Origin of the sequence: Pantoea sp. EA-12 (assembly GCF_030053355.1) — a bacterium.
In the GTDB taxonomy this organism is placed as follows: domain Bacteria; phylum Pseudomonadota; class Gammaproteobacteria; order Enterobacterales; family Enterobacteriaceae; genus Pantoea; species Pantoea vagans_C.
In genome coordinates, this window is sequence record NZ_JASGBY010000026.1 from 12,019 (window position 1) to 37,839 (window position 25,821).

The window sequence follows — 25,821 nt, forward strand, 5'->3', positions numbered from 1 at the left end:
TATCCTCAGGTTAAAAGCGAAATTTCTTTTCAATCTGTTCCAGGGTCATACCGCGCGTTTCAGGTAAATATTTCACCAGTAAAATAAGCATGATGACGTTAGTCGCGCCAAAGAAGCCGAAGGTCATACCGCCGCCGTAATGGCTCAGCAAATAAGGGAAGATAGATTGGATCATAAAGTCGAAGATCCACAGGCCAAATACCGCAAAGCCCATACCAACACCGCGCATTCTGAGTGGGTAGATTTCCGCTAACATCAGCCAGAATACGGGTGCAATCCAGCCTTGCATAAACACCAGGAACACCAGCATTAATCCGAGAATAACGTAAGGTGCATGGGCAAAGTTGGCGTGCAGCGTATCAACACCGTTCACGGTTTCCGTGTGGAAGAAGAATTTGAACGCCAGGCCAATCAGCACCAGGCTCACTGTGACACCCGCCTGCCCGGTAAAGAACATCTTACGGCGTGAATGTTTGCCGATGAGCGCCATACCTAACAAAGTGGCCAGTACGGAGATGATACCGTTTGCGACGGCGCCAGTGACCGCGGCAGCATCACCGAGTCCAGTCGCTTTCAGCACAGTGGGTGCGTAGTACATGATGGTGTTCACGCCGGTAACGCGGGTGGCTAACACAATCATCAAACCAATCAGCACCAGTTGAATCACCCAGCGATTTTTCAGCTCAGCGAATAAATTAAACTTCACTTGATCAGCCTTAACTATCTGCTGAATCTCTTTGACTTCACGGTCTACCTCTTCGGGTAAACGCAACGTCTTCAACACTTTCACGGCTTTATCGGTTTCACCACGGCGGATAAAAAAGCGTGGCGATTCTGGCATCATTAACATGCCGAACCACAGCAGCGCGCCTGGCAAGGCGGGGATAGCCAGCATAATGCGCCAGTTATGCTGCATTTCCGGATACAGGTTCACAATGGCAGCGTTGACGGAATACGCCAGGAACTGGCCGGTCACAATCATTAATTCGTTTACCGTCACCAGTCTTTCGCGTTGATCGGCTCGTGCCAGCTCGGAAATATAAATAGGGACGGTGACGGAGGCGCAACCTACCGCCAGACCAAGAATAAAGCGTGCTACAATCATTGAGGGCACATCCCAGGCAAATGCCGTGCCTAATGCGCCAAACATAAAGATTGCCGCCACCCATAATAGATTTTTACGTCGTCCTTGTTTATCTGATAAATAACCACCGAACAATGAGCCTAATGCCGCGCCGAATAACAGGAATGAGGTGATAAAACCCTCCTGAGCTGGCGTGAGATTTAAGTCGTATTTCATGAAGATCAGCGCACCGGAAATAACGCCGGTATCGTAACCGAAGCACAAACCACCAATTGTTGAGACAATGGTGATTAACCGCATGCGCTGAGGATTTTGCAGGTTAGTTTTATTATACATAGCTGTTCCATCTGGTTGTAAGGTAATACCGTTGCAAGCCGTTTGTTGGTCAGTTATGACTGATAAATTTACGCAGCCTGAATCAGATCTTTTATTAATACACTGCATCATTATTTTTATTTTTGGCAACGCTTTATGCGTCGCCAGAACCCTAATCGTTACGACAACGTTATATCAAAGTAAATTTTAAAAACCAGACGCACTCGTTTCTCCAACACCACGCCGTGTCAGAGATCATATATTTTTATCAAAAAGCACAAAAATGAGTGATAAAGATCACAATAGAGCGCTAGACTGTTGACTTAGCAAGAATGGAGACTGGAAAAAAATAAGTTTAAGCACTGTGCAGGTGAATAATTTGATCTTGTGAACGCACTATCTGAAATGGCATGTATTCAGTTCATCTTTAATTTTTTTATGATTTAATCAACCACAGCAATTTTGATGATTTTTCTCTTTATGTGTCCTTTATACCCTTAATGACCTCACGTGTATATCCTGCTCTTCTTTCGTCTACAAGAACGCTATTTCAGTCGTGGGTTAGTGTTACGCAAAAAAAGTGTGATGGTGATCAAATTCATTTTTTTCAGCTCAACATGAAAACAATAATCGATAGTTGAACATAGCCTCAATATTTAAATCGCATATGTTTCAATGCTTTACGCTTCATCAAAAAGCAACATTGATGATTACGAATTTCAAGACTCGTGTAAGAATAGCGGCATATCAACAGGAGCCACCATGATTACCTTTTGCCTGAACGAACATCCTACTTCCCGCGGCTTTGACAACAGCTTGCGCCCTCGCCTTTCGTTCCTGTGCAAAGCCGAAGGTAAAGAGGAAGCCTTTCCTCGCGTTATGCACAAGCATGATGATCGTTTTGAATTGATGTTTATCCGCTCGGGCAGCGGCATCTACAATATTGACGGGCGTGGCTACAACGTAAAAAAAGGCGATATCCTGCTATTTAATGCCAACGTACTGCATGATGAGAGCCCTACTGCCACGGATGATTTATTGATTTTTAGCTGTGGCGTGGAGCAACTTAAGGTAGATGGCTTGCCCCTTAATGTGCTCACCACACGCGCCCAACCTGCCGTCATGCCCAGCGGTGAATTTTATGAAGAAATTGGCCAACTGTTTGATCAGATGTGGGCACACGTCAACAGTAAACGTCTCTATGGAGCTGAGATTGGCGATAATTTACTCAGTGTATTGTTATTATTGTGCCGTAACATCTGGATTGAAAACAAACAGGTTCAGGAGAGTAATAACACACTGCTGGGACAGCGCATTAAAGACTATCTTGATAATCACTATAAAGAGGATATCGCGCTCAGTTCGATCACCGCGGCCCTAAATATGAACCAGTTCTATCTCGCGCACGTGTTTAAAGACTACTCGGGCTATTCACCTAAACAGTATCAAACACGTCGTCGCATTGGTGAGGCGCAGAATTTATTATTAAGCACTTCTCTCGGCGTTACCGAAGTGGCTAACGCGGTAGGTTACGATAACGTCAATAACTTTCATCGCATTTTTCACAATCTTGTCGGCATTCCCCCTGCGCGTTATAAAAAATTCTGGCTGACCGGGCAAATTAAAACGTAGTTTTCAGCCATCCGACCGCTGACCTCTGTACAGGCTTAATGAGATAAGCCTGCAGATTCCTGTTTTTGCAAATTAAGGAAACCATTATGTTGTTGGTGATTTTTACTGGAGGCGATGATGAAAAATTATCACCGCTGTAACGCCCGCTACGTTTATTCTCTGTGCTGCATCGCCACTTTGGGTGGCGTGATGTTCGGTTATTCTACCGGCGTGATCTCAGGCACAGTCGATTCAATCCAATCCTATTTTAAACTTGATCCCTCACAAACAGGTTGGGTAGTTTCCAGCATCTTTGTAGGCTGTATTATCGGCTCTCTTGCTGCCGGAAAACTGGCGGAAAAATGGGGCCGGAAGCCTGTACTGTTGCTGGCTACCTTTGCCTTCGCGCTTTCCGCAGTAGGTTCAACCTTCGCTGACTCTTTCTCGCTATTTTCTGTGGCCCGTATCGTTGCAGGATTAGGAATAGGACTGGCGGGTACGGTTGCACCCATGTACATGGGCGAAATTGCACCCGCTAGCATACGAGGCAAGGCTTCAGGAATCTTTAATCTTTCCCTGGTGGGTTCGCAAACACTCGTTTTCCTGATCAATTACCTCATTGGCCGCGGCATGTCCGAAGCTTGGTTGGTGGATGAGGGATGGCGCTGGATGATGGCAGCACAGTTCGTGCCAGTAGTATTCATGCTCTTTTGTACTTTGATACTGCCGGAATCACCACAATGGTGTATTAATCATCAGCAGGGTGAGCGAGCCTTACGTGTGCTGGAAAAAATTTATCCTGATCTGAACAAAGAAGAAGCCCGTCAGATTATATCGGTACGAAGCGAACCTCAACACGCCGCAAAGGGTAGCAGTTCATTGCGTTATATCTGGCAAACGCCAGTGCTACGTTTCGCATTGATTGTTGGTTGCAGTATCGCAGTATTGCAGCAACTCACCGGCGCCAGCATCGTCATGTATTACGCACCACTGATCCTCAACACGGGTGAAATAAGTAAGGATACGCTGTTATTTCAAACCATCTTTATCGGCCTGCTTAATGCGTTGGGAGCGTTCATTGCGATGAACCTTTATGACCGATTTGGCCGTCTCCCGGTGATGAAATTGGGTACCCTCGGTGCAATTATTGCCCTGCTGTTACTGTCATGGAGCATGCTTAACCAGCAAAGCGGCTATCTTGCCATCTTCTCTGCCCTGCTGTTTATGATGATGTTCGCCATCAGTTGGGGCGCCGGTTGTTGGGTACTTATTTCAGAGATTTTCCCTCCACGGATTAAAAGTTATGCCATGGGGCTGGCGGTGAGTCTGATGTGGATTTTCAATTTCCTGGTGACTCAGTTTTTCCCGGTGTTGAATGAGATACCAGCGCTACAGCATGCATTCCATGGTGCATTCTCTTTCTGGATTTTCGCCGCCATTAATCTGTTATGTCTCATTTTCTTGCTGCGTTTCGTCCCTGAAACCCGAGGGGTCGCACTTGACGACATCGAACAACTCCTTGCCAGCCGTATGAAGGCGGGCAAAGTTTCCTCATCCACAACGGTTGCATCCGTTGCTACCACCAGTCTCGAAGGTAAATCATGATTAAGGCACTGCACGGCATCTCAACCCACTATTGTAATGTGGTGACTGAAACCCGAATTGCAGCAGAAACGGGCTACGACGGCTTGGAATTCCTGCACTATAAGCTGCTGCGCTATCTTGATAACGGCGGCAGCACTGCTGAACTCAACAAACTGGTGAATGGCTACGGTCTGCAAACGGCTTGCCTAAATGCCTTGATCGATATTGAAAGACATCAGGAGGGTGAGAAACAGCAACTGTTGGCCGAAGCGACACGCTTAACGCAAATTGCTGCCGATCTTGAATGCCCGACCATCCAGATTCTTGCACAGCATGGAATAGATCACCTACCTGAACCGCAAATACTCGACATCATGACCGAGAACATTTCGGAAATTGCCAGCATTGGTCAACAGTATGGTGTTCGCTATCAAATTGAAGTGATCGCGCACACTAAGTTCAACACATTAAATCAGGCGCTGGAAGTCATTCGTCGAGTCGGTAAGCCAAACGTTGGGTTGGTGATTGATTTCTGGCATCTGTTTGCTACTGGTGCCACAACGCCAGAGGATATCCAGCAACTTGACCCTTCGCTGATTTTCGGTGTGCACTTCTGTGACGGTCGAAAACCTTTTACGGGTGAAGCATGGGAAGAGACGATTCTTCGAGCCTACATGCCGGGGGAAGGCGATATTGACATTCAGGCGTGGACTGATGCTGTTAAAGCAACGGGATTTGATGGCGTCTGGTCTGCGGAATTGTTTAGCCCTGCTCGCTGGGAAATGGACCATGCCGTGTTAGCCAGACAGGTGATTGAAAATATGCGTAGCTATACCGGCTAAATGTTTAGGGGCGGCCAAGAATAGCCGCCCTTTTCATACCTATTACTTCAACGCAATACGGGCGATGCCGTCAGCGCCTTTTGTCGACGAGTCTTTATTGAACTCCGCTTTCAGGGTCACATACAGGGTGTTGTTGTCTGGACCAATCAGCAGGCTGTTAGGATTCTGATCAAACGACCAGCTGTTTTTCACTGCGTAAGTGGTGGCATCCAACTGCAGCACTTTCTTCGATTCACGCTGGCTGATGTAGATCTCGTTGCGCTTCGCGTTGAACTTGATGCCCAGCGAGTCACCTTCAATACGTTTGATCACTTTGCCAGTGTGCTCGTCGAATACCAGCGTCGCTTTTCCTTTGGAATCGTCAGTGACGAACAGACGGCCAGTGGCAGGATCTTCTGCCATGTTCAGGAACAGATACTCTTTACCGTCACCTGCAGTCCAGCGCTTCTCGATTTTGTGGGTGCGCGGATTAATCACCAGGATCTCACCTGAACCATTGGCGGCATAAATGCGCTCAGTGACCGGGGAATAGATCAGGCCAGTCACCCATTTACCGGCATTTTTGATCTCGGTTTTCAGCTTGAAGGTTTTGGTATCAACCACCGAGATGTAACCTGGATCGGCAACGCGGCCCACGTACAATTCGTTGCCGTGCCACAGCACTTCACGTGCGCCCGCCGGGTAGCCTTCTTTACTGATTTTGCCCGGGAACACCAGACGTGCCAGCACTTTGCCACTCTGGGCATCAACCTTAGAGATTGCGCCATCCAATGAGTTAGTGGTGTAGAACACACTGCCTTGCTCATCAATTGCCGTACCAAAGTTTTTCAGATCGGTGTGAGTCTCGCCTTTGGTCGCCAGGGTGGCTGGATCCAGACGATAGATAACACCGCCATTCACATCCTTAAAGCTCTGCGCGCTGGCGACAAACAGTCCTTTTGAGTCCTGTGAGTAAACCATCTCATACAGGCCATCGCCCAGGACACGCTGTGTCACGGCGGTATCAACCGGTTTAGCGGTTTCAGCAACCGGGGCTTCGGCTTTTTTAGCAGGCGCCTGACAAGCAGTCAGACTAAATGCAGCGGCGATCGCCATGGCAACAGCGGCTTTACGCGGACTAAACAACGATTTCATGCAGAACTCCATCAATGGATGAACGGCTCCGATCGTATCTAACGAGCGGAAAATATAAGAAGAATGAGAATCATACGCATTAAGATGAAGGAAGCAAATATTCACGTGGATTTCTCTGCTCTCCCGCTATCAAACAGAAAAAATGTTCACTGCATCTGCCGCGACATTTACCGCAAAGTTCCTGTTTATGCCCGTAACAAAAATGAAAACGCCAGCAACTAACGGGTTATAAACCCACCTATCCAATTGATTTAGTTGTTGTTTACACATTATTACACTTCAAATTGAATCCTTGCGAGATTCTATAAAGCAAATGATTATCATTGGCGTTCGTAAACAGGAATACGTCGCACCTGCCCCCTTTTTCTTGGGGGGAAATTCAGGCGCAAACATAACAACCGAAGCCCGATGGCTTCAGATAACAATCATTGACCACGGAAATAATTATGTCTTCGAAAGGCAGGGATTCAGGCATCCGAAAAACGTTTAGCGTGTCGCTTTTGGCGATGGCAGTGCACGCCCTTCTTAATCCAGCCATGGTGCAAGCGGCCGATAACGCGCAGCAGGATTTGGTGGTTAACGCCACCACCAGCGATAACAGTGGTGATAACGAGAAGCAGGACTATGCGGTGAAAACTACGCGTGCTGGCACCAAATTGTTGCTGACGCCACGCGATGTGCCGCAATCGGTCAGCGTGGTGACTCAACAGCGTATGCAGGACCAGCAGTTACAGACCGTCACTGACGTACTGAACAACACCACTGGCATCACCAGTAATCTGGTCGACTCAGAACGTTCAGAATATTATTCACGCGGTTTTAAAATCACCAACTTCACCTTTGATGGTATTCCCACGTCGGTGGGTGACAGCTGGAATTTCGGTGATGCCGCCTCTGATACCGCCATTTACGATCGTATCGAAGTGGTGCGCGGTGCGACCGGACTGATGACCGGAGCGGGGAGCCCATCGGCGTCGGTGAATATGGTGCGTAAACACGCCGACAGCAAAGAATTCACCGGTAACGTCAGTGCCAGTTACGGCAGTTGGGATAAGCAGCGCTATGTGGCTGACATCGCGGGGCCGCTGAACAGTGACGGCTCGCTGCGCGGACGTGTTGTAACCGGTTATCAGGATCAAGACAGCTGGTTAGATCGTTACCATAAAAATAAGAAGTTCCTGTATGGCGTTGTCGATGCCGACCTTACCGATCACACCACGCTTTCATTGGGTTATGACTATGAGAAAGCCGACACGCGTGATCCTACCTGGGGCGGCTTACCGGTGTTCTACAGCAACGGGTCACTGACGCATTATAACCGCAGCCTCAACTCCGCCGCCGACTGGACTTACTACCACACTGAAGTGCAGAAGTTGTATGCCGACCTGGTGCATAACTTCGACAATGGCTGGAGCATTCATGTTAACGGCACGCATGCCAAAAATACCTTCAGCGATAAACTGCTCAACATCTACAGCGCCTTCCCGGATGAAACCACGGGTGAAGGGGTGACCGGTTACGGCAGCCTCGATCGCGGTAAGCGTGAACAAACGTCCGTTGATGGCTATGCCAGCGGTCCGTTTGAGCTGTTGGGTCGTCAACATCAGTTAATGGCGGGCGTAAGCTACAGCCGTCAGCATAACCAAACCTATAGTCAGGATGGCGTCACCGATCTGGATGAATATGACATTACGTCAGCCGATATGGGTGCTTTCAATAATAACTGGACCGGTAATATCGCTGAACCGCAGTGGCAAGGCTGGTATCTCAATGCCAATGACGTGATCCGTCAGAAATCCGCCTACACCGCCGCGCGCTTCTCGCTGGCTGACCCACTGTCGCTGATTATTGGGGCGCGCTACACCGAGTGGAGCACTAACGGCAGCAGTGGCAATATGACCAAGAACAACACCACGCCGTATGCCGGTTTGGTGTATGACATCAACGATACCTGGTCAGCCTATGCCAGCTACACCTCGATCTTCCAGCCACAGACTTACCGTGACACCTCAGGCCATTACCTGTCTCCTGTCACCGGGAAAAGTTATGAAACTGGCCTGAAATCGGCGTGGTTTGATGGTCGCCTGACGGCTACCGTCGCGGTATTCCGCATTCAGCAAGAAAATGTCGGTACGGCAATCAGCAACGTTTACGTTAATAACAGCAGCGAACAGGCGTACTACGCCACCAAAGGTGCTCGCAGTAAGGGGGCGGAATTTGAGCTAAATGGGGCATTGACCGATAACCTGCAACTGACCTTCGGTGCGACCCGTTATGTGGCACGCGACAGTGACGGACGTTATAACCCGGATCAGCCACAGACCGACTTCAAACTGTTTACGCGCTACCAGGTGCCGATGATGCCAGACCTGACCATTGGCGGTGGCATTAACTGGCAGAACCGTACCTTTGAAGATGTCAGTGCGCCAGATGGCAGCACGCAACGCGTGTATCAAGGCAGCTATCCGCTGGCGAACCTGTTTGCGCGTTATCAAGTCACCAAACAAGTGGCGGTGCAGGCCAACGTCGATAACCTATTCGATCGCGAGTACTACACCTATATGAACAACTATGTTTACGGTGAACCGCGTAACTTCTCGGTGAGTGTCTCTTATCAGTTTTAATTGAAAAATCCCCGGTGCTAAGCCGGGGATTTTTGATATCAGACCTTATTTTTATAATTAAAGCTGATCTGCGAATTCTGCTCGCGCGGTAAACGCCGCGCCTCTAAATAAACCGATTTCCAGTACGGATTATTCAGAGATGACCGCATCACGCCCTGGCTAACCGAAGCGTGGAGGAATTGATGATCGGTGTCATAAAAGCCGACGTGTAACTCATGTTTGATACGAAAGAACACTAAATCACCGGGTTGCAGATGTGACTGATCGACTGGCTGACCCATGGCGATTAATTCTTTAGTGGTGACACGATCCATCGGAATATTGAAACGATCTTTTAACGTGCGCCAGACAAATCCCGAGCAATCCACCCCCGTTAATTGCGTTCCGCCCCACTGGTATTTGGTGCCTTCCCATGAGTGCATTTGATCGTGCAATGCGGCTATCACGGGGATTAAATCCGGTTGCTTGACACCATCGGCTGAGGTGTCAACGCTTTCATCCGCCGGAGAATGAGACGATTTAGATGAACATCCTGCCAGGGTAAATAAGAACAGGCAGGCGATAATCTTGCTGGCCGCAGAGTTGATCATGAGATGACGTTTTCGCTGAGGGAGACAGTGGTTAGAGACTTATACCGCAAAAAAGTTGCAGAAATAAATAGCTCGACGCTGAATTCTTTTAATCCCCTTCTTTTTTACCTAAGTTTACGCTGAGGTAACATATTGTATTTGGGTTAAAAACTATTCGAGTGATGATTAAAGCGTGTGCAGAAGGTTATTTCTCCTTCTGCACACTGCCGCTGGTTAATATTTCCCAGAGAAGTTCGCGCTGATGCGTTGTGCCAGGTAATCCTTAGCCGAAATGGCTGGATACTTTTTCTCCGGCCCTTCAATAATCACATCCTCATTCGCCTGACAGAAAAAAGCCAGGCTATAGCGTGCAGGAACTGACTCTCCCGGCAGCGGATTGCTGACGCGATGGAAATTAGACGGTAATTTATCATCGCTCCATCGCATTAACATGTCGCCGATATTGCAGGTAATCAGCCCCTCTAGCGGTTCAATCGGCGTCCAGACTTGTTCATCCATCTCTTTACCTGGGCAAACCTGCAAGCCCCCCTGCCCATCACGTTGGAACAGCAAGGTGAGACAATCAAAATCGGTGTGAGCACCCGCCCGCCATGGGCCATCAGGTTCACCACTGATGGCAAAATAGTGCAACATACGCAGGGTACTTTGGTACGTCTCACGTGAAGGATCATGCGCGTGAGTGAAGAAATCGAGAGGGAAACCTAATTTGAAGGCGAAGCAAGACAGGAGCTTCATACCTACCTGCCAGCACTGCTGCTCGAAGGTCAACACGCCAGCCTGAAAACCGGGCAATGTCTGTTCCTCTGGCCACAGCTCTGCCATTCGCGGACGGGTAATTTGATACGACTCTTTTTGATCGGGTTTACCCGTAGAGGGACGAATCTGTGCTCGATATTCCCAGCCCGCATTTCGGCGCAATGGGTGACGTGCTTTTTCACTCTGAGGCAGGGCAAAGAACCGTTCCGCGTTGGCAAAGGCGGCGTTGATATCCTCTACAGGAATGCCATGACCACTGACCTGGAAGAAGCCAATTTCGGTTGCGGCTTGCCATAGCTGCTCAGCAATTACAGGCATGCGCCGGTCAAAATCACTGAGGTCAATAATACGGACATCACGCTGAGCTTCGATACCGCGCGCGCCCATGCGGGATTCTTTGGCTAATTCATGCAGACCATAAGACGTGTTGTTTTCCATTGGTGCACCTCGTTATTCAGTCATAACGGATGACCGCCCTACTCAGGCAAGCCACCCCCGCGCCCTGATTGCTGGGCGATCGAGCAATGACCCACCGGGAATGACCACGGCTGACAGCTTCTACTCCCTTTCATCACAGCAAGCTTTATGCCATTTTTAAAATTGATTATAAATCAGTTAGTTGGCCGTAACGCATTTTATGACCAGCACCATTAAGGTGCAGATGAGAAACATTTGCTTCACAACTGAACAACAGTTATTAACCCAAAACACTTAAGTAACTATAAATCAATAAGATATAGCATGGCACAGACCTTGCTTTACCCTTTTTAGAGTATAAGCGGTCAGCATGTCTCTTTGTCATGCAGGACATTGCTCTACAGCTTCGGCTGTACCTCGTTCGGGGGCGGTGCACTGCATCGCGAGTATGTCATTGACCGTCCCCTGATAACGAAGATAAATCTCACGTTGATTGGGGGTTATTATGACAATGTCGCCTTTCCGTTATGTCCTTTGCTCCGCGCTGTTCGCCACGTCCACCGTCACCCAGGCGGCTGATAAACTGGTCTTGCAAACCACATGGGTCGCTCAAGCTGAACAAGGCGGTTATTACCAAGCCGTTGCCACGGGCATCTATAAAAAATATGGGCTGGATGTTGAGGTTCGTGCTGGCGGACCACAACTGAACAACATGACGCTGCTGTTAGCGAATCGCGCGGATGTGATTATCAGCTATGACCTGCAAGTGCTGCAGGGCATTGAACGTCACTTTCCACTCAAAGCCATCGCCGCGCCTTTCCAGTTTGATCCACAAGGGATCATGACGCACGGTGATGTGAAATCCTTGTCAGAGCTAAAAGGAAAAACGGTATTGGTATCAGCCAGTGGGCAAGCCAGTTGGTGGCCATGGTTGAGAGGCAAATACCAGCTCAGCGACGGACAAGCTCGGCCTTACACTTTCAATATGCAGCCCTTCCTTGCTGATAAAAATACCGCGCAGCAGGCGTATGCCACCTCCGAAGTTCAGCAAATTCAGGCTGCACAACCTGATAGCCGTTTTTATCTTTTTGCCGATTATGGCTACCCGGCTTATGGCGGAATCCTGGTGACGCGCGATGATGTGCTGCAGCAAAAACCCGATGTCATGAAACGTTTTGTGGCGGCTTCTATGGAGGGCTGGAAATCCTATTTAATCAATCCCGCTGCCGGTAATGCGCTAATTAAGAAAGAGAATCCGCAAATGACCGATGCCATTCTCGCCTTTGGCGTGACGCAGATGAAGTCACTGCACCTGATTGAAGGAGGGGACGCGACCAAACAGGGCATCGGCGTGATGACGCAACAGCGCTGGCTGGCAACGCGCGACTTTATGGTGAATGCCGGTCTGTTAAAGGCCGATACCCCCTGGCAAAACGCCTTCACCACTCAATTTACTGCGCCAGCCAGTCTGTGAGGAAATCATGACAGCGATACTGATTAAAAATTGCTCGTCAATCATTACTGGCGATGCAAAGCAGCCTCGCAGTGATGCGGCTGCGATTCGCATTCGTGGTGGTCTGATTGTTGAAATGGGGGATCTGCTACCTCAGCCGGATGAAACCCAGATTGATGCGCGAGATTGTGTTATCTATCCGGGTTGGGTGAATACCCATCATCATTTATTCCAGTCACTGCTTAAAGGCGAACCACAAGGATTGAATCTCAGCCTGGGCGGCTGGTTGGCCGCAACGCCTTACCGTTTTCGCGGTGCCTTTGATGAGCACATTTTCCGGTTGGCTGCGCGCATCGGGCTGGTTGAATTAGTGAGATCCGGTTGTACAACCATTGCCGACCATCACTATCTCTATTGGCCAGATATGCCATTTGATGGCGCAGCCATTCTGTTCGATGAAGCTGAGAAGTTGGGCGTCCGCTTTGTGCTATGCCGTGGCGGCGCAACCCAGAGCCGGGGGCTTGAAAGCACGACAGCCCGCGCGCTTCAACCGGAGTCATTCGACGCGATAATGTGTGATGTCGAGCGGTTGGTGATGCAGTATCACCAGCGAGATCCTTTTGCCTTGCGCCGCGTGGCGATGGCCCCTACCACCACACTGCATTCCACTACGCCACAAGAGTTACGAGAAAGTGCTCGTTTAGCGCGACAGCTCGGGATTCGCTTACACAGCCATTTGTCTGAAACCGTCGATTATCTTGATGCTGCCAAAGCCAAATTTGGCATGTCTCCACTGCAATTCTGCGCGGAACACGACTGGATAGGCAGCGATGTCTGGTTTGCACATTTGGTGAAATTGCTGCCTGAGGAGATTCAGTTACTGGGAGCGGCTGGCAGTGGCATTGCACACTGTCCGCAAAGCAATGCACGCCTTGGTAGCGGTATCGCTGACGTGGTAGCACTGCAGCACGCGGGAGTGAAAATCTCTATCGGTGTTGATGGCGCAGCCTCAAACGAAGCAGCGGATATGCAAAGTGAAGCACATGCTGCCTGGCAGCTTCAACGTGTGCGAAAAGGGATGTTGGCTCAGCCGCGCTATAAGGGGGGCACCTTCGAGGGCGGTGGTGATGCGGTTACGGTTGAAGAGATTATCCGTTGGGGCACGGCAGGCGGCGCGCAGATTTTGGATATAAAAACGGGTGTCATAGCCCCTGGTTACGCCGCGGATATGGCGATCTATCGACTTGATGATCCACGCTATTTCGGTTTGCATGACAGTGCGATTGGGCCCGTGGCCTGTGGCGGCCGCGCCAGCCTGAAAGCCTTAATCTGCAATGGCGCAATTATCGTTGAGGAAGATGCGATCCCCAGCGTTGATTTGGCAGAGTTAGCTCATGCCGCAAATCAAGCGGTGCGTACTTTGCAACAGCGCGCCGGCTAGGCAAGAGGAGGCGCACTGATGTGCGCCTGTATACGTTTATGCGCGCTTACTGCGTAACGGTGACTCAGGCAGGAACAGCGACAGGATAAATGCCAGCGCCATCACTCCTGCCGCCATCTGGAATGCCGCATGCACCGCTTCGCTAAACACCTGCAAATAAGCGTGCTGCACATCTGGCGGTAAATGATGCACCGCATTGGGATCCAGTGAGGTGGGCAACACATCGCCCTTCTCCACCAGCGTCGTCAGCCCCGACTTGAGGACGTGGCTGAACATCGCACCAAACAGTGCCACGCCCATCGAGCCGCCGACGGAACGGAACAACGTCACCGACGACGTCGCCACACCAATGCTGTCGGGTGCCACGCTATTCTGCACCGCCAGCACCAATACCTGCATCACCATACCCATGCCCATGCCGAGCACAGCGGCGTAGAGATAAATCTGCCACAGCGGTGAATCCAGCGTCAGTGTGGTCATCAATACCATCCCGATGGTCGCCAGCAACGTACCGCCGATCGGGAACAGACGATAGCGCCCGGTGCGACTGATAATACGGCCACTAATAATCGAGGTCACCAGCAAACCGCCCATCAACGGCAGCAGTTGCAGCCCGGCCTCGGTGGGCGTGGATCCTTTCACAACCTGCAAATAGAGCGGCAGGAAGGTCACGCTGCCAAACAGCGACATACCCACAATAAACGCCATTAAGCTGGAAAGAGAAAAGCTGCGGTTGCGGAATAACGTCAGCGGGATGATCGGCTCCCAGGCGCGGCGCTCTTCGTAGATAAAACCAATCACGCCCACCAAACCAAACGCCAGGATGCACCATAATTGCGGATCGCTCCACGCACGCAGCGTACCGCCCTCGCTGGTAAACAACGTAATACCCACCAGCGCCAGGCTGAGGCAAACGGCACCAGGGTAATCAATTTCGTGCGGTTTACGTTTATTATCCGCTTTGAACACTGCATTGATTACCAGCAAGGCAAACAGCCCTAACGGCAAGTTGATGTAGAAAATCCAACGCCAGGATGCGTGCTGCACGATAAAGCCACCGAGCAACGGACCAATCACTGTTGCGAGGCCAAATACCCCACCAAACAGCCCTTGGTATTTACCGCGGTCGGCAGGCGGGATGATATCCGCCACCGCCGCCATGCTGACTACCATCAGCCCACCGCCGCCGAGACCTTGCAGTGCGCGCGTGAAAATCAGCTGCTCCATATTTTGCGCCAACCCACACAGCGCCGAGCCGACCAGGAACAGCACCACGGAGATTTGCAGCACCGTTTTGCGCCCAAACAGATCGCCAAATTTGCCATACAGCGGCACCACAATCGTTGATGCCAGCATATAGGCGGTGACAATCCACGACAGGCGATCCAGACCGCCCAGCTCACCGACGATGGTCGGTAACGCGGTAGAGACGATGGTCTGGTCAAGTGCGGAGAGCAACATCACCAGCATCAGAGCGCCCATCAGCAAGCGGACGGAAGGAGGACTCTCTTCCCCGCTGCCCGATTGCGGCGCCAGTGTTTCAGGTTTCATATCAGACACCAATTGAAATTAATTAAATACACAATTAATATTGATCGAAGTCTGACATGAAACAAGTGAGCGAGCAAAAATGACCGCACGAAAAGTCCCAGCTGACGAAAAGACCACCGCGACTAAACCTCGCCGTCCTGGTCGCCCGCGCGGCGGCGCGATCAATGCGCAGCAGCGTGAACATCTGCTAGATATCACGTTGGCACTCTATGCTGAAAACGGCATTGGCGAGACGTCACTCAACGCGATTGCCCGCAAGGCTGGCGTCAGCCCGGCGATGCTTAATTACTATTTTCAGTCACGCGAGTCATTACTGGATGTGGTGGTAGAGGAGCGTTTCTTGCCGTTGCGTCAACGTCTGGTCGCCCACTTTGGGCCTGACGCACGTGACCCTGTCACCACTTTTAGCGCCTTTATTCGGGAAGTCGCAGACATTATTGCCACTCACAGCTGGTTTGGGCCGTTATGGATGCAGGAAGTGACGCAAGGCCAAGGCGGATTAGGGCAGCATATCAAATCGCGCTTTGGCCATGCCGAGCGCGACAGAGTGAAAGATTTGATTGAAGGCTGGCAGCAGCAGGGTCTGCTCAATCCCGACCTTGAACCGCAGCTGTTGATGACCTCGATCCTCAGTATGGTGTTAGTGCCCTTCTCACGCTTTGCCAATGAGCCGGGCTATAACCCGGACCTCATTGTGCAACATACGTTGAGTCTGTTCTGTCACGGTATTGGCCCCCTCAAATCGAGCCAATGACCGCAACCTGGCAGGTTAGCCATACACCACATGATTGCTCTCGCTGGCCCACTGCGCCAGTACGCGATCGCCTGGCGCAAAACTCATCGGCTCCGCTTCGCCCTGCGTCTGCTTCCAGGCCATCAAGGTGTCACCGTTTGGCAACCGCAGGTTGTAGTGCAGCATAAAGCCGCGATACACTACCTGCGTGACTTCCGCCGCCGTGGCGTTGCAGGTGGCGGCATCCAGCGGACGGTCCAGCGGCGATAACCGCACCGCCTCAGGCCGCACAGTCACCGTGGCTTTCCCCTGCAACTCGCCGTCCACCAGCAGCCGCACACCGCCCTCGGTTTGCAACTCGCTGCGTCCCCCGTTGTGCTGAATAACCTGAGCCGAGAGAAAATTCGACGCACCGATAAAGCCCGCGACAAACGCCGTGGCCGGTTTTTGGTAGATCTGCGTGGCGCTCGCCACCTGTTCCAGTTTTCCGCCCTGCATCACCGCAATCTGATCCGCCATCGTCAGCGCTTCATCCTGATCGTGCGTCACCATAATGGTCGTCAGTCCAAGGCGCTGCTGCAACTGGCGGATCTCCAGCTGCATACTCTCGCGCAGACTTTTATCCAGCGCACCTAAAGGCTCATCCAGCAGTAGCATATCCGGTTCGATCACCAGTGCTCGCGCCAAAGAGACACGTTGCTGCTGACCACCGGAAAGCTGCGCCGGTAAACGGTCGCTATAGCTTTTTAACTGCACCATATCCAATGCTTTGTTGACGCGGTCGCTGTATTCACTGCGCGACTGTCCGCGCATTTTCAGACCAAAGGCGACATTCTCCGCCACGGTCATGTGTGGAAACAACGCATAGTTCTGGAACAGCAGGCCAATATTACGGCGATGTACGGCGGTTTCCAGCACCGAACGACCACCCACCAGAATGTCTCCCGAAGTCGGTGTCACCAAACCCGCCACCATGCGGAGGCAAGTGGTTTTGCCACAGCCACTGGGGCCCAGCAACGCCAGGATCTCCCCGGCGTGCACGGTCAACGAGACATCTTCCACCGCGACGGTTTTGCCGTAATGCTTGCTAAGATGATCAAGGCGCACTTCATAAGATCGCTGCATCGTGACCTCAGGCGTTAAAAGTTTGATTGTAGCGCTCTAACAACTCAGCGCGACGTGGAATGATGTAAGTCCAGTCCGGTGTAAACAGGTTCAGCTGCTGCATTTTCTCTTCCGGATAGGCGAGATACTTCAGTGTCGCCTCATCAAAATTGATGCCCCGCACCGTGGGAGCGCTGAGCGTCACTTCGGCCAGCATCTTCTGCACATCAGCATCCAGCAAGCGGTTAATCCACGCCAGCCCCAGTTCTCGCTGTGGCGCGCCTTTGACTAATGCCAGACCGTTGATGCCGGTAAAAGCCCCCTCTTTTGGGAAGGTCATGTCGAGCGGAATGCCTTTTATAGTATGGGGATAGATGGCTTTGGAATATTCAATTCCACCGACCATCGCCTGGCCCTGCGCCACCATCATCACCTGCGCTTCGCCGTCATACACGGTCATGACGTTATTTTTGAGTTCGGCGAGTTTGTCCCAGCCTTTATCGATTTCATACTGCGCTTCCTGCAACGGTTTGCCGGTGGCCAACGCTGCGGCGACAATCAACATCAGAATGCTTTGGGTATTTTTAGGCGTGTTGAGAATCATTTGATGCGCATACTTCGGCGTAAAGATTTCGTTGTAGCTCTCAATCGGTTTGCTCACCTGTGGATTGATAAACAAACCCGCCATGGAGACCGAAAAACCGACACCATAGCGATCGCTCAACAGATAACGATCGAACACATTTTTCAGGTTCGGAATGCCTTCTGCGGGCAGTGCTTCAATCAAATTCTCCGCTTTGGCCTGCGGCACACCGATATCATCCATCGACATTACGCTGAACACCGGTTTAGCCTTGGTCGCTCGCAGCGCCGCGATGTTGGCCAGCGTCGCTCCCTCCGTGGTCAGCACCTTACAGTTGTGCTCTTTCTCGAAGTCCGGCAGCACTTTCTGTTTGATCAACGCACCTTGCGCCGAGTTGTAGACGCCCACCTGCAAAACACGATCCGCAGCATTGGCTTTCACCTGGATATAAGGCAGCAACGCGGCGCCTGCCACCGCTTTAATAAAGGTACGGCGTTTCATAGCAGTCATAGAACATCCTCTGGTGTGAAGTTATGCGGCCATCGCACGGCGCAGGCCAACTAATTTTTCCAGTACCACCACCACAACGGTGGCGAGCAAAATAATCACCGTCGACATGGTGGCAACAGACGGATCAAACACCGTGCCGATCTGGCGATATAACACCACCGGCACCGGGGTGTTTTCCGAGTCAGCCAACCACATCGAAACGGGATAGTTATCGAAAGAGACCATGAAGCAGAAGATGGCACCGGACATCACGCCGGGAACAATCTGCGGCAAAATCACCTGCCGGAAGGTAGCCCAGCGCGTCGCACCCAGGGTGCGAGCCGCCTCTTCAAGGCTGGGATTAACCAGTTCGAGGCTGGTGATGACTGTGCGCACCACATAAGGAGAGGTCACCACAGTGTGGGCCAGCAGCAGATTGAGTTTGGCGTTGCTCCAGCCGTAACCGGTAAAGAGTTGCAGTAAGGCGAGGCCGGTGATCAACACCGGGAAGATCAGCGGTGACAGCAGCAGACCTTTGCACAGATCGGCAAACGGCAGATTGCCACGTACCAGCGCAAACGCCGCAGGGATCCCCAGCAACAGCGACAGCAACGTGGTACCCAGTGACAACAGCGTGCTAAAAAGCAGTGCGCCGGTAAATTCACTGTTGCCCAGCACTTTGCTGTACCACTCCAGCGTAAAACCGGTCGGAGGGAAACTGACAAAGTATCCCTCTGAAAAGGAGATCACGATGATCAGCACAATCGGAGCCAGAATGAACACCATCATGGCGACGGCGAAAGCATAGAGTGCTGCCCCACCCCAACCCTGTAAACGCGCATTCATTTCGCGGCTCCTGGCAGACGGCGTCCGCTCAGCAGTTTCATAGATAGCGTGTTAACCGCGATGACAATGAACACTAAAATGGCGGCGATGGTGGCACCAAATGGCCAGTCATACACCGCGACAATCTGCTGTTCCGCCAGGTTGCCCAGCATTTGCGCGCGCGGTCCGCCAATCAGCGCCGGGATAACGTATGAACCGGCTGCCAGTGAGAACACCAACGTCATGCCCGCTACCAGTCCCGGCAGGCTGAGCGGAAAAATGATGCGAAAGAAGACCTGCCATGGCGGTGCGCCCAGGGTTCGGGCGGCAAACGGCAGATTGGGGTCAATTTTCCCCAGAGCCGAAGCCAGCGGCAGCACCATCATCGGAAAGAAAATCTGTAGCGATGCGATGATCACCGCCCACTCGGTGAACATCAGTGCATTGGGTCGGTCGATAATGCCGAGATGCAGCAGCACATAGTTGAGCAAGCCCGTTGGACCGTTATTAAGAATCAGCTGCCAGCCATAAGCACGCACCACCACACTGACCGCCAGCGGCGCGATAATCACCAATGTCAGCACGCGCGCCACCAGCGCATGACCGCGCACCAGCACGGTGGCGACGGGATAGGCCAACACAGCGGCAATTAATGAGGTGATCACACTTATGCGCAGCGTGTTCCATAATACATCGCTGTATAACGCCACTGAGAAGAAGTGCCAGTAATGGCTGAATGTCCAAGGCGCGCCAATATTCCCGTCGGCTGATTGCGTCATTAAACTGAATAACATCAACTTTACGGCTGGAGCAAAAAAGAAAAAGAGCTGAAACGCCAGTAACGGAATAATCAACATGGCGGGGGATTGCCAGCGCCAGGTTGATTTCGCCCTGGGTATCGGCGTGGGAATGGCTGTCATCGAAATTCCTCCAGACCAAAATTTTGCAAAACGCCACAACACAGACGTGACGACATCAGAGAAAACTATATAGAGTAAGAAATTTCGCGTTGAGATATAAGAAAATTAAATGACGCGTTATATTTATAATTACCGGACTCACAAAACGTTAATATGATTATTTACAGCACACCCAATACATTTTCACGATGCGTCTATCTCCTCCGGTTATGAACATAATTAGAGTTAAATAAAGTAATCAGATTGCGATATGTCATCCCAACAATCCGTTATTTGCCCCGTATTAAGGATTAACACTACGCTTATCATTTCCCCTACATTAAGAGATGGTTAAAATGTTAAGTCCAACTTCACGAGTGATTATGGTTTCTGGAGCCTCGCGCGGGCTCGGTTTGGCCATTACCAAGCAGCTATTAGCGGCAGGATTTACGGTCAGTGCTGGCGTTCGCCGCCCCGAAGCTATAGATAAGCGCGCGAATCTGTCAGTACATCATTACGACGCGACCCAAGGGGGCTCAGGTGAAGCCTGGGTTGCCGAGACGGTATCAAATTATGGTCGTATTGATGGATTAATTAACTGTGCCGGCATCAACCCGCGCGTGCGCGTTTTGGATCAGGGTGAGCAAGCGCTGGATGACATGTGGCAGATCAATGTCAAAGGGCCGCTGCGGTTAAGCCGAGCCGCGCTGCCTTATCTCCAGCAAGCAGGCAATGGTCGAGTCATCAATGTCGCCTCACTTGCCGGGCGACGCGTAGGCAGCAATGTGGGCTATGCCATGACCAAATTCGCCGTGGTGGCATTAACGCATGGTATACGGCAAGAATGCTGGGCGGAGGGGGTTCGCGCCACTGCGCTCTGCCCCGGTTATATCGCCACGGATATGACGCAGGGCGAAACGGAAATCACCCGCGAGGAGATGACCCAACCCGAAGATTTAGCCGAGATGGTGGAGTTGCTGCTGCGTTTGCCGAATAACCTTTCCGTTGCCGAATTGCTGATTAACTGCCGTAAAGAGGCAATGTTATAGCTGAATGCATTACGGGGCGGCGTGATGGCTAAAGTGATCAGTTAATCGCCATTTAGTCGCCATAAATGACGACCCTTCGACCATCGAGCGCGGTTTTCGTAGGGTGCGCATTCATGCGCACCGAGACACTCGCGTCTTATCTCGCAGGCTGTGCCAGACTCTGTGTCAGTTCGATCAGCAGTTCCCTTACCGCGGCTGCCGGTTCTGACAATGGCGTGCGGTCTGACACGCACAACGACAGCGTCTGACTGATCTCGGGGCCACTGATGGAACGGATCACCACATCCCTCGATTCAGACTGAATCCGCTCCGCTATCGCTTTCGGCATAATGGTGCAGCCCAAGCCGGCATCCACCGCGCGGGCAATACTTTTCACCGCCTCCAACTCCCCGACGATATTGAGGCTTTGATGATGCAGACTAAAAGCCTCATCAATCGCACGGCGAACAAAGTTATAGGACGGGGGCAACAACATCGGGAGCGCACTGAGCTGAGTCACCTGCAGCGGCCCGCCGTCATCATCGAAATCAAAATCTGCATGCGCGACGAAGTAAAACGTCTCCTCCATCAGCGGTTCATAGTGCAATCCTTTTACCCCACCGCAACCGTGTAGCAGTGCCATCTCCAGCCGCCCATTGGCCACCAGTTCGCTATAGGCTTGCCCCACGCTCTCCACTAAGTGCAGCAAAATACCGGGATGCCTCACCCGCATTTCACTTAACAGCGCCATCGGTAATGTCGAAGCCGCACTAAAGGGTGCCAACCCCACCGACACCCTTCCGGACAAGCGCTGGCCCGCACTCAGCACATCCACCTCGGCCTGTGCGAACTGACGCAGCATGGCATGCGCATGCCCATAAAGCACTTTACCTGCTTCAGTAGGCACGACACCTTGCTGGCTGCGAATCAGTAATTGCCGCTTAAAGTGCTCCTCCAGCGCCACCAACTGCTGGCTTAAAGCCGGTTGAGCAATGTGTAAGGCATCTGCCGCTCGCGTGATGCTGCCCATATCGACAATGGTAATGAAAGACTTCAGACGTCGGATATTCATATTTCCCGCCACAATCATCCTGCCGACACTCAATTTGCCGCAGGCTATCACGACTATATCGAGATTGTTTACTTCTCTATAAGAAGGAATGCTTTTAACCAGATAGGGGTTTTATATGGATTGACTTGTATTATTAGCGCGCAAAGAAATAAGCAAATGGTATCCAGCCAAAACAAAATTATCTTATGGGGAAATGAACTATTCGCTCTATGGTAATTCGCACATTTCGTTAACGTAACGTGCCACAGTAAGTGCTGTCATAAAATAATAAACCACCCTACCTGACACCAATTTTTCGACCTGTATTACCCATGATGTGTGCGCTTCATCCGCTGGCTGGCTGCCAGGGCTTGTTTCAGCCGGAGCATTATTGTGCATTCGACAAACTTAACAGCCAGCGGAATCTTTTCCTGATTCCTTCCATCGCGCGTGAAATAGAACGCGGTGTTTATACCAACAAGATGATAAATGCTATAACGAGGATAAATGATGAAGCTTTGTTTAAAAATGTGTATCGCCAGCGCACTGTTTGCATCTGCGTTCAGTCATGCTGCCGAAATTTACAATAAAGATGGGAATAAGTTGGATCTGTACGGCAAGGTTCAAGGCGAAAACTATATTTCGAGCAATGATAGCCTCGGTGGCGATCAGTCCTATATGCGTTTTGGTTTTAAAGGCCAGACCCAAATCAACGACCTGATGACAGGCTACGGCCAGTGGGAATATCAAGCGCAGCTCAATAACAGCGAAGGCAGTGATGCGCAGAGCGGTAACAAAACCCGCCTGGGTTTTGCGGGGGTGAAAGTCGGCCAATACGGCAGCTTCGATTACGGTCGTAACTACGGTCTGGTGTATGACGCCATCGCGTACACGGACGTACTGCCCGAATTTGGTGGCGCAACGGGCACTGCGGATGGCTTCCTGCGCGGTCGCTCTACCGGCGTTGCCACTTATCGTAACCGTGATTTCTTTGGATTGGTGGATGGCCTGAGCTTTGGCGTGCAGTATCAGGGCAAAAACGATCGTGATGCCATCAGCAAAGCCAACGGCGACGGTTGGGCAACGTCATTAGGTTATGCCACCGACTTTGGTGTGAGCGTCGTCGGCGGTTACGCGAATCTGGACCGCACTAACGCGCAGAATGCCGATGGCGTTTATGGACGTGGTGCACGTGGCGAGAGCTGGGCGGTGGGCGCGAAATATGATGATAACCAGTGGTACTTTGGTACCTTCTATGGCCAGACGCGTAACGCCTACGCGATCAGCAACAGCCTGACCGGTGAAAGTGGCTTCGCCAATAAAACCGAAAGCTTCGAAGCCACACTGCAATACCAGTTCCTGAACGGCATCCGCCCTTCTATTGCCTGGGTGCAAACCAAAGCCAAAGATGTGGAAGGTGTGGGTAATGAAGATCTGCTGAAGTTCCTTGAGCCTGGATTGACCTACTACTTCAACAAAAACATGAAAACCTTCGTCGTGTATAAAATCAACTTGCTCGACGATAACAACAAGCTCGGTTTGCCGAACGATGACCAGGTCGCACTGGGACTGGTGTATCAATTCTGATCTCAAAAAGGCCAGCTTTGCTGGCCTTTTCATTTCACCACATCATTTTTCACGGATACAAACCGCGATCCTTTCTGGCCAATAGAATGCGCTCACAGGCCAGCGCATAAGCCGCCGTTCTTAACGTCACATCGAGCGCCTCTGCTTTATGCCACACGGTATCAATGGCATTCTGCATAATGCTATCCAGCCGCTGATTGATCTCCTCTTCACTCCAGAAGAAGCTGGAAAAGTCCTGCACCCACTCGAAGTAGCTGACGGTGACGCCACCCGCATTGGCAATCACGTCCGGCACCACCGCAATCCCGCGTTGCTGTAACACATCATCGGCTTCTGGCAGCGTTGGGCCGTTTGCGCCTTCGATGATCAAGCGACATTGCAACAGACGGGCTCTTTCCGCCGTGATCTGCCCCTCCAACGCGGCCGGTACCAGAATATCGTAGGGCTGCGTCCAGAAGTGTTCATCAGCAATATGGTCGGCACCTGGGAAGCCTTTGATACTGCCGTGTGTCTGTTGCCAGGCTTGCAGCGCGGGAATATCCAGTCCCGTAGGCAGATAGAGCGTGGCGCTGTGGTCCTGCACCACCACCACTTTGGCACCTTGTGCATGGAACAACTCGGCACTCACGCTGCCCACGTTGCCAAAGCCCTGCACCGCCACGCGACTTTGAACTACGTCGATATCCAGCATTTCCGCCGCACGACAGCCGGTGACAAACACGCCGCGCCCGGTGGCTTTCACGCGCCCAAGCGAACCACCCAAATGCACGGGCTTACCCGTTACCACGCCAGTGGTGGTGGCCCCGACATTCATTGACCAAGTGTCCATCATCCATGCCATCACCTGTGCATTGGTGCCGACATCAGGCGCGGGAATATCCTGCTGTGGGCCGATCATATTGCCAATTTCGCTGGTGTAACGCCGTGTTAACCGCTCCAGCTCTTTGTGTGACAACTGAGTCGGATCCACGCGCACACCGCCCTTCGCGCCGCCAAAAGGCAGATTGAGTGCAGCGCATTTCACCGTCATCCATGCGGAGAGCGCCATCACTTCCTGCAACGTGACATCGGGATGGAATCGCACCCCGCCCTTGCCCGGTCCGCGGGATAAGTTGTGCTGGACACGATACCCTTCGAAATGGCGCACGGTGCCGTCATCCATTTCAAGCGGTATATCAACGATCAATGCGCGTTTGGGATGGGTTAAGGTATCGGCCCAGCGACTGAGATCGCCAAGGAGCGGCAATACGCGTTCGACCTGGGTCAAATAGGTTGACCAGGCGGAGTGACGGTCGCCCGCCACATAGGAAAGTTCAGACAAACTGACCTCCCGATTTTATGAATGAGGTATTGGAATCATGTAGGGTGCGGCCCTCGGGCCGCCCGTGGTGAATAAATGCTCAGTGTTGCAGGCCGAGTTTTTTCTCCAGATAGTGGATGTTAGTGCCACCCTGCTGGAAGTGTTCGTCGGACATGATTTTCATCTGCAGCTCGACGTTGGTCTTGATACCGTCGATGATCAGCTCCGCCAGCGCATTCTTCATACGCGCGATCGCTACTTCACGGGTGTCACCGTAGGTGATCAACTTACCGATCATGGAATCGTAATACGGCGGTACGCTGTAGCCGGCATAGATGTGCGATTCCCAGCGCACGCCAAAACCGCCTGGCGCGTGGAAACGGGTGATCTTGCCTGGACTTGGCAGGAAGGTGTTCGGGTCTTCGGCGTTGATACGGCATTCCACCGCATGGCCGCGAACCACCACGTCTTCCTGTTTGATCGACAGCGGCTGACCGGCAGCAATACGCAGCTGCTCTTTGATCAGATCCACGCCGGTGATCATCTCGGTCACCGGATGTTCAACCTGAATACGGGTGTTCATCTCGATGAAGTAGAACTCACCGTTTTCGTACAGGAACTCGAAGGTACCTGCACCGCGATAGCCGATATCCACACTGGCTTTTGCGCAGCGCTCGCCGATGTTACGACGCAGCTCTGCCGTGATGCCTGGCGCTGGCGCTTCTTCCACTACCTTCTGGTGACGACGCTGCATTGAGCAGTCACGTTCCGCCAGATAGATCGCGTTGCCCTGACCGTCGGCCATCACCTGAATTTCAAT

General features: G+C 51.7%; 21 protein-coding genes. 9 read left to right on the top strand and 12 right to left on the bottom strand.

Translation table 11 applies throughout. The features are described from left to right. Window positions 1-10: 10 nt before the first annotated feature. A complete protein-coding gene (locus QMZ30_RS25065; RefSeq protein ID WP_283229317.1) occupies window positions 11-1,420 on the bottom strand; it encodes a sugar porter family MFS transporter in 1,410 nt (469 codons plus the stop codon). 654 nt (window positions 1,421-2,074) lie between these two features. Here QMZ30_RS25065 and QMZ30_RS25070 point away from each other — a divergent pair. From QMZ30_RS25070 to QMZ30_RS25080, 3 genes are all read left to right on the top strand, one after another. Then, window positions 2,075-3,031, top strand: coding sequence for an AraC family transcriptional regulator (locus tag QMZ30_RS25070; RefSeq protein ID WP_283229318.1), 957 nt, complete (start codon window positions 2,075-2,077; stop codon window positions 3,029-3,031). Window positions 3,032-3,148: 117 nt separating this feature from the next. Beyond that, on the top strand, window positions 3,149-4,615 hold the full coding sequence (locus tag QMZ30_RS25075) for a sugar porter family MFS transporter (protein WP_283229333.1): 1,467 nt from the start codon (window positions 3,149-3,151) through the stop codon (window positions 4,613-4,615). Next, window positions 4,612-5,436, top strand: coding sequence for a sugar phosphate isomerase/epimerase family protein (locus QMZ30_RS25080; protein WP_283229319.1), 825 nt, complete (start codon window positions 4,612-4,614; stop codon window positions 5,434-5,436). Before QMZ30_RS25075 ends, QMZ30_RS25080 begins: the two co-directional genes overlap by 4 nt. 42 nt (window positions 5,437-5,478) lie before the next feature. On the opposite strand, the gene QMZ30_RS25085 is transcribed toward QMZ30_RS25080, so the two are convergent. After that, window positions 5,479-6,570: a YncE family protein gene (locus QMZ30_RS25085; RefSeq protein ID WP_283229320.1), complete on the bottom strand. Its 1,092-nt coding sequence runs from the start codon at window positions 6,568-6,570 to the stop codon at window positions 5,479-5,481. A gap of 446 nt (window positions 6,571-7,016) precedes the next feature. Here QMZ30_RS25085 and fhuE point away from each other — a divergent pair, with 446 nt between their 5' ends. Further along, window positions 7,017-9,194, top strand: a complete 2,178-nt coding sequence (gene fhuE / locus QMZ30_RS25090) for a ferric-rhodotorulic acid/ferric-coprogen receptor FhuE (RefSeq protein WP_283229321.1) — start codon at window positions 7,017-7,019, stop codon at window positions 9,192-9,194. Between the two features lie 38 nt (window positions 9,195-9,232). Here the strand turns inward: fhuE and QMZ30_RS25095 are convergent, their stop codons facing one another. Continuing rightward, window positions 9,233-9,784 (bottom strand): C40 family peptidase, encoded by a 552-nt coding sequence (locus QMZ30_RS25095; RefSeq protein ID WP_283229322.1) that lies wholly within the window; start codon window positions 9,782-9,784, stop codon window positions 9,233-9,235. A gap of 213 nt (window positions 9,785-9,997) precedes the next feature. Then, entirely contained in the window at window positions 9,998-10,978 is a 981-nt protein-coding gene (locus tag QMZ30_RS25100; RefSeq protein WP_283229323.1) for an isopenicillin N synthase family dioxygenase, read from the bottom strand. A gap of 484 nt (window positions 10,979-11,462) precedes the next feature. On the opposite strand from QMZ30_RS25100, the gene QMZ30_RS25105 reads away from it, so the two are divergent. Then, window positions 11,463-12,431, top strand: a complete 969-nt coding sequence (locus tag QMZ30_RS25105) for an ABC transporter substrate-binding protein (RefSeq protein WP_502921500.1) — start codon at window positions 11,463-11,465, stop codon at window positions 12,429-12,431. 7 nt (window positions 12,432-12,438) lie between these two features. After that, window positions 12,439-13,851, top strand: a complete 1,413-nt coding sequence (locus QMZ30_RS25110; RefSeq protein WP_283229324.1) for an amidohydrolase family protein — start codon at window positions 12,439-12,441, stop codon at window positions 13,849-13,851. 36 nt (window positions 13,852-13,887) lie between these two features. Here QMZ30_RS25110 and QMZ30_RS25115 read toward each other — a convergent pair whose 3' ends face one another. Next, complete coding sequence (locus QMZ30_RS25115; RefSeq protein WP_283229325.1) at window positions 13,888-15,402, bottom strand: MDR family MFS transporter; 1,515 nt, start codon at window positions 15,400-15,402, stop codon at window positions 13,888-13,890. Between the two features lie 79 nt (window positions 15,403-15,481). Between QMZ30_RS25115 and QMZ30_RS25120 the strand changes: the two genes are divergently transcribed. After that, entirely contained in the window at window positions 15,482-16,156 is a 675-nt protein-coding gene (locus QMZ30_RS25120) for a TetR/AcrR family transcriptional regulator (protein ID WP_283229326.1), read from the top strand. Between the two features lie 15 nt (window positions 16,157-16,171). Here QMZ30_RS25120 and QMZ30_RS25125 read toward each other — a convergent pair whose 3' ends face one another. From QMZ30_RS25125 to QMZ30_RS25140, 4 genes are read right to left on the bottom strand one after another with little or no spacing between them, the layout of a single operon-like run. Then, the gene (locus QMZ30_RS25125; protein ID WP_283229327.1) at window positions 16,172-17,260 is read right to left on the bottom strand and encodes an ABC transporter ATP-binding protein; all 1,089 of its coding nucleotides are present in this window, start codon (window positions 17,258-17,260) and stop codon (window positions 16,172-16,174) included. Window positions 17,261-17,267: 7 nt separating this feature from the next. Beyond that, complete coding sequence (locus tag QMZ30_RS25130) at window positions 17,268-18,332, bottom strand: extracellular solute-binding protein (RefSeq protein ID WP_283229328.1); 1,065 nt, start codon at window positions 18,330-18,332, stop codon at window positions 17,268-17,270. 21 nt (window positions 18,333-18,353) lie between these two features. After that, entirely contained in the window at window positions 18,354-19,157 is an 804-nt protein-coding gene (locus QMZ30_RS25135; protein WP_283229329.1) for an ABC transporter permease, read from the bottom strand. Then, window positions 19,154-20,056 (bottom strand): ABC transporter permease, encoded by a 903-nt coding sequence (locus QMZ30_RS25140; RefSeq protein ID WP_039336741.1) that lies wholly within the window; start codon window positions 20,054-20,056, stop codon window positions 19,154-19,156. The genes QMZ30_RS25135 and QMZ30_RS25140 overlap by 4 nt, the downstream gene beginning before the upstream one ends. 362 nt (window positions 20,057-20,418) lie before the next feature. Between QMZ30_RS25140 and QMZ30_RS25145 the strand changes: the two genes are divergently transcribed. Then, window positions 20,419-21,084: an SDR family NAD(P)-dependent oxidoreductase gene (locus QMZ30_RS25145; RefSeq protein ID WP_283229330.1), complete on the top strand. Its 666-nt coding sequence runs from the start codon at window positions 20,419-20,421 to the stop codon at window positions 21,082-21,084. A gap of 136 nt (window positions 21,085-21,220) precedes the next feature. Here QMZ30_RS25145 and nac read toward each other — a convergent pair whose 3' ends face one another. Next, entirely contained in the window at window positions 21,221-22,135 is a 915-nt protein-coding gene (gene nac / locus QMZ30_RS25150) for a nitrogen assimilation transcriptional regulator NAC (protein ID WP_039336755.1), read from the bottom strand. Between the two features lie 486 nt (window positions 22,136-22,621). Here nac and QMZ30_RS25155 point away from each other — a divergent pair, with 486 nt between their 5' ends. Further along, window positions 22,622-23,701, top strand: a complete 1,080-nt coding sequence (locus QMZ30_RS25155) for a porin (RefSeq protein ID WP_283229331.1) — start codon at window positions 22,622-22,624, stop codon at window positions 23,699-23,701. A gap of 49 nt (window positions 23,702-23,750) precedes the next feature. On the opposite strand, the gene QMZ30_RS25160 is transcribed toward QMZ30_RS25155, so the two are convergent. Both QMZ30_RS25160 and QMZ30_RS25165 read right to left on the bottom strand, forming a co-directional pair. Next, the gene (locus QMZ30_RS25160; RefSeq protein WP_283229332.1) at window positions 23,751-25,022 is read right to left on the bottom strand and encodes a Glu/Leu/Phe/Val family dehydrogenase; all 1,272 of its coding nucleotides are present in this window, start codon (window positions 25,020-25,022) and stop codon (window positions 23,751-23,753) included. A 79-nt stretch (window positions 25,023-25,101) separates the two neighbouring features. Next, window positions 25,102-25,821: ATP-binding protein (locus QMZ30_RS25165; RefSeq protein ID WP_502921501.1), on the bottom strand; the 720-nt coding region annotated here is incomplete at its 5' end.

Excerpts from the sequence above, each read along its gene's own strand:
- QMZ30_RS25065 (WP_283229317.1), bottom strand. The coding sequence starts at position 1,420 with ATGTATAATAAAACTAACCTGCAAAATCCTCAGCGCATGCGGTTAATC.
- QMZ30_RS25070 (WP_283229318.1), top strand. The coding sequence starts at position 2,075 with ATGCTTTACGCTTCATCAAAAAGCAACATTGATGATTACGAATTTCAA.
- QMZ30_RS25075 (WP_283229333.1), top strand. The coding sequence starts at position 3,149 with ATGAAAAATTATCACCGCTGTAACGCCCGCTACGTTTATTCTCTGTGC.
- QMZ30_RS25080 (WP_283229319.1), top strand. The coding sequence starts at position 4,612 with ATGATTAAGGCACTGCACGGCATCTCAACCCACTATTGTAATGTGGTG.
- QMZ30_RS25085 (WP_283229320.1), bottom strand. The coding sequence starts at position 6,570 with ATGAAATCGTTGTTTAGTCCGCGTAAAGCCGCTGTTGCCATGGCGATC.
- fhuE (WP_283229321.1), top strand. The coding sequence starts at position 7,017 with ATGTCTTCGAAAGGCAGGGATTCAGGCATCCGAAAAACGTTTAGCGTG.
- QMZ30_RS25095 (WP_283229322.1), bottom strand. The coding sequence starts at position 9,784 with ATGATCAACTCTGCGGCCAGCAAGATTATCGCCTGCCTGTTCTTATTT.
- QMZ30_RS25100 (WP_283229323.1), bottom strand. The coding sequence starts at position 10,978 with ATGGAAAACAACACGTCTTATGGTCTGCATGAATTAGCCAAAGAATCC.
- QMZ30_RS25105 (WP_502921500.1), top strand. The coding sequence starts at position 11,463 with ATGACAATGTCGCCTTTCCGTTATGTCCTTTGCTCCGCGCTGTTCGCC.
- QMZ30_RS25110 (WP_283229324.1), top strand. The coding sequence starts at position 12,439 with ATGACAGCGATACTGATTAAAAATTGCTCGTCAATCATTACTGGCGAT.
- QMZ30_RS25115 (WP_283229325.1), bottom strand. The coding sequence starts at position 15,402 with ATGAAACCTGAAACACTGGCGCCGCAATCGGGCAGCGGGGAAGAGAGT.
- QMZ30_RS25120 (WP_283229326.1), top strand. The coding sequence starts at position 15,482 with ATGACCGCACGAAAAGTCCCAGCTGACGAAAAGACCACCGCGACTAAA.
- QMZ30_RS25125 (WP_283229327.1), bottom strand. The coding sequence starts at position 17,260 with ATGCAGCGATCTTATGAAGTGCGCCTTGATCATCTTAGCAAGCATTAC.
- QMZ30_RS25130 (WP_283229328.1), bottom strand. The coding sequence starts at position 18,332 with ATGACTGCTATGAAACGCCGTACCTTTATTAAAGCGGTGGCAGGCGCC.
- QMZ30_RS25135 (WP_283229329.1), bottom strand. The coding sequence starts at position 19,157 with ATGAATGCGCGTTTACAGGGTTGGGGTGGGGCAGCACTCTATGCTTTC.
- QMZ30_RS25140 (WP_039336741.1), bottom strand. The coding sequence starts at position 20,056 with ATGACAGCCATTCCCACGCCGATACCCAGGGCGAAATCAACCTGGCGC.
- QMZ30_RS25145 (WP_283229330.1), top strand. The coding sequence starts at position 20,419 with ATGGTTTCTGGAGCCTCGCGCGGGCTCGGTTTGGCCATTACCAAGCAG.
- nac (WP_039336755.1), bottom strand. The coding sequence starts at position 22,135 with ATGAATATCCGACGTCTGAAGTCTTTCATTACCATTGTCGATATGGGC.
- QMZ30_RS25155 (WP_283229331.1), top strand. The coding sequence starts at position 22,622 with ATGATGAAGCTTTGTTTAAAAATGTGTATCGCCAGCGCACTGTTTGCA.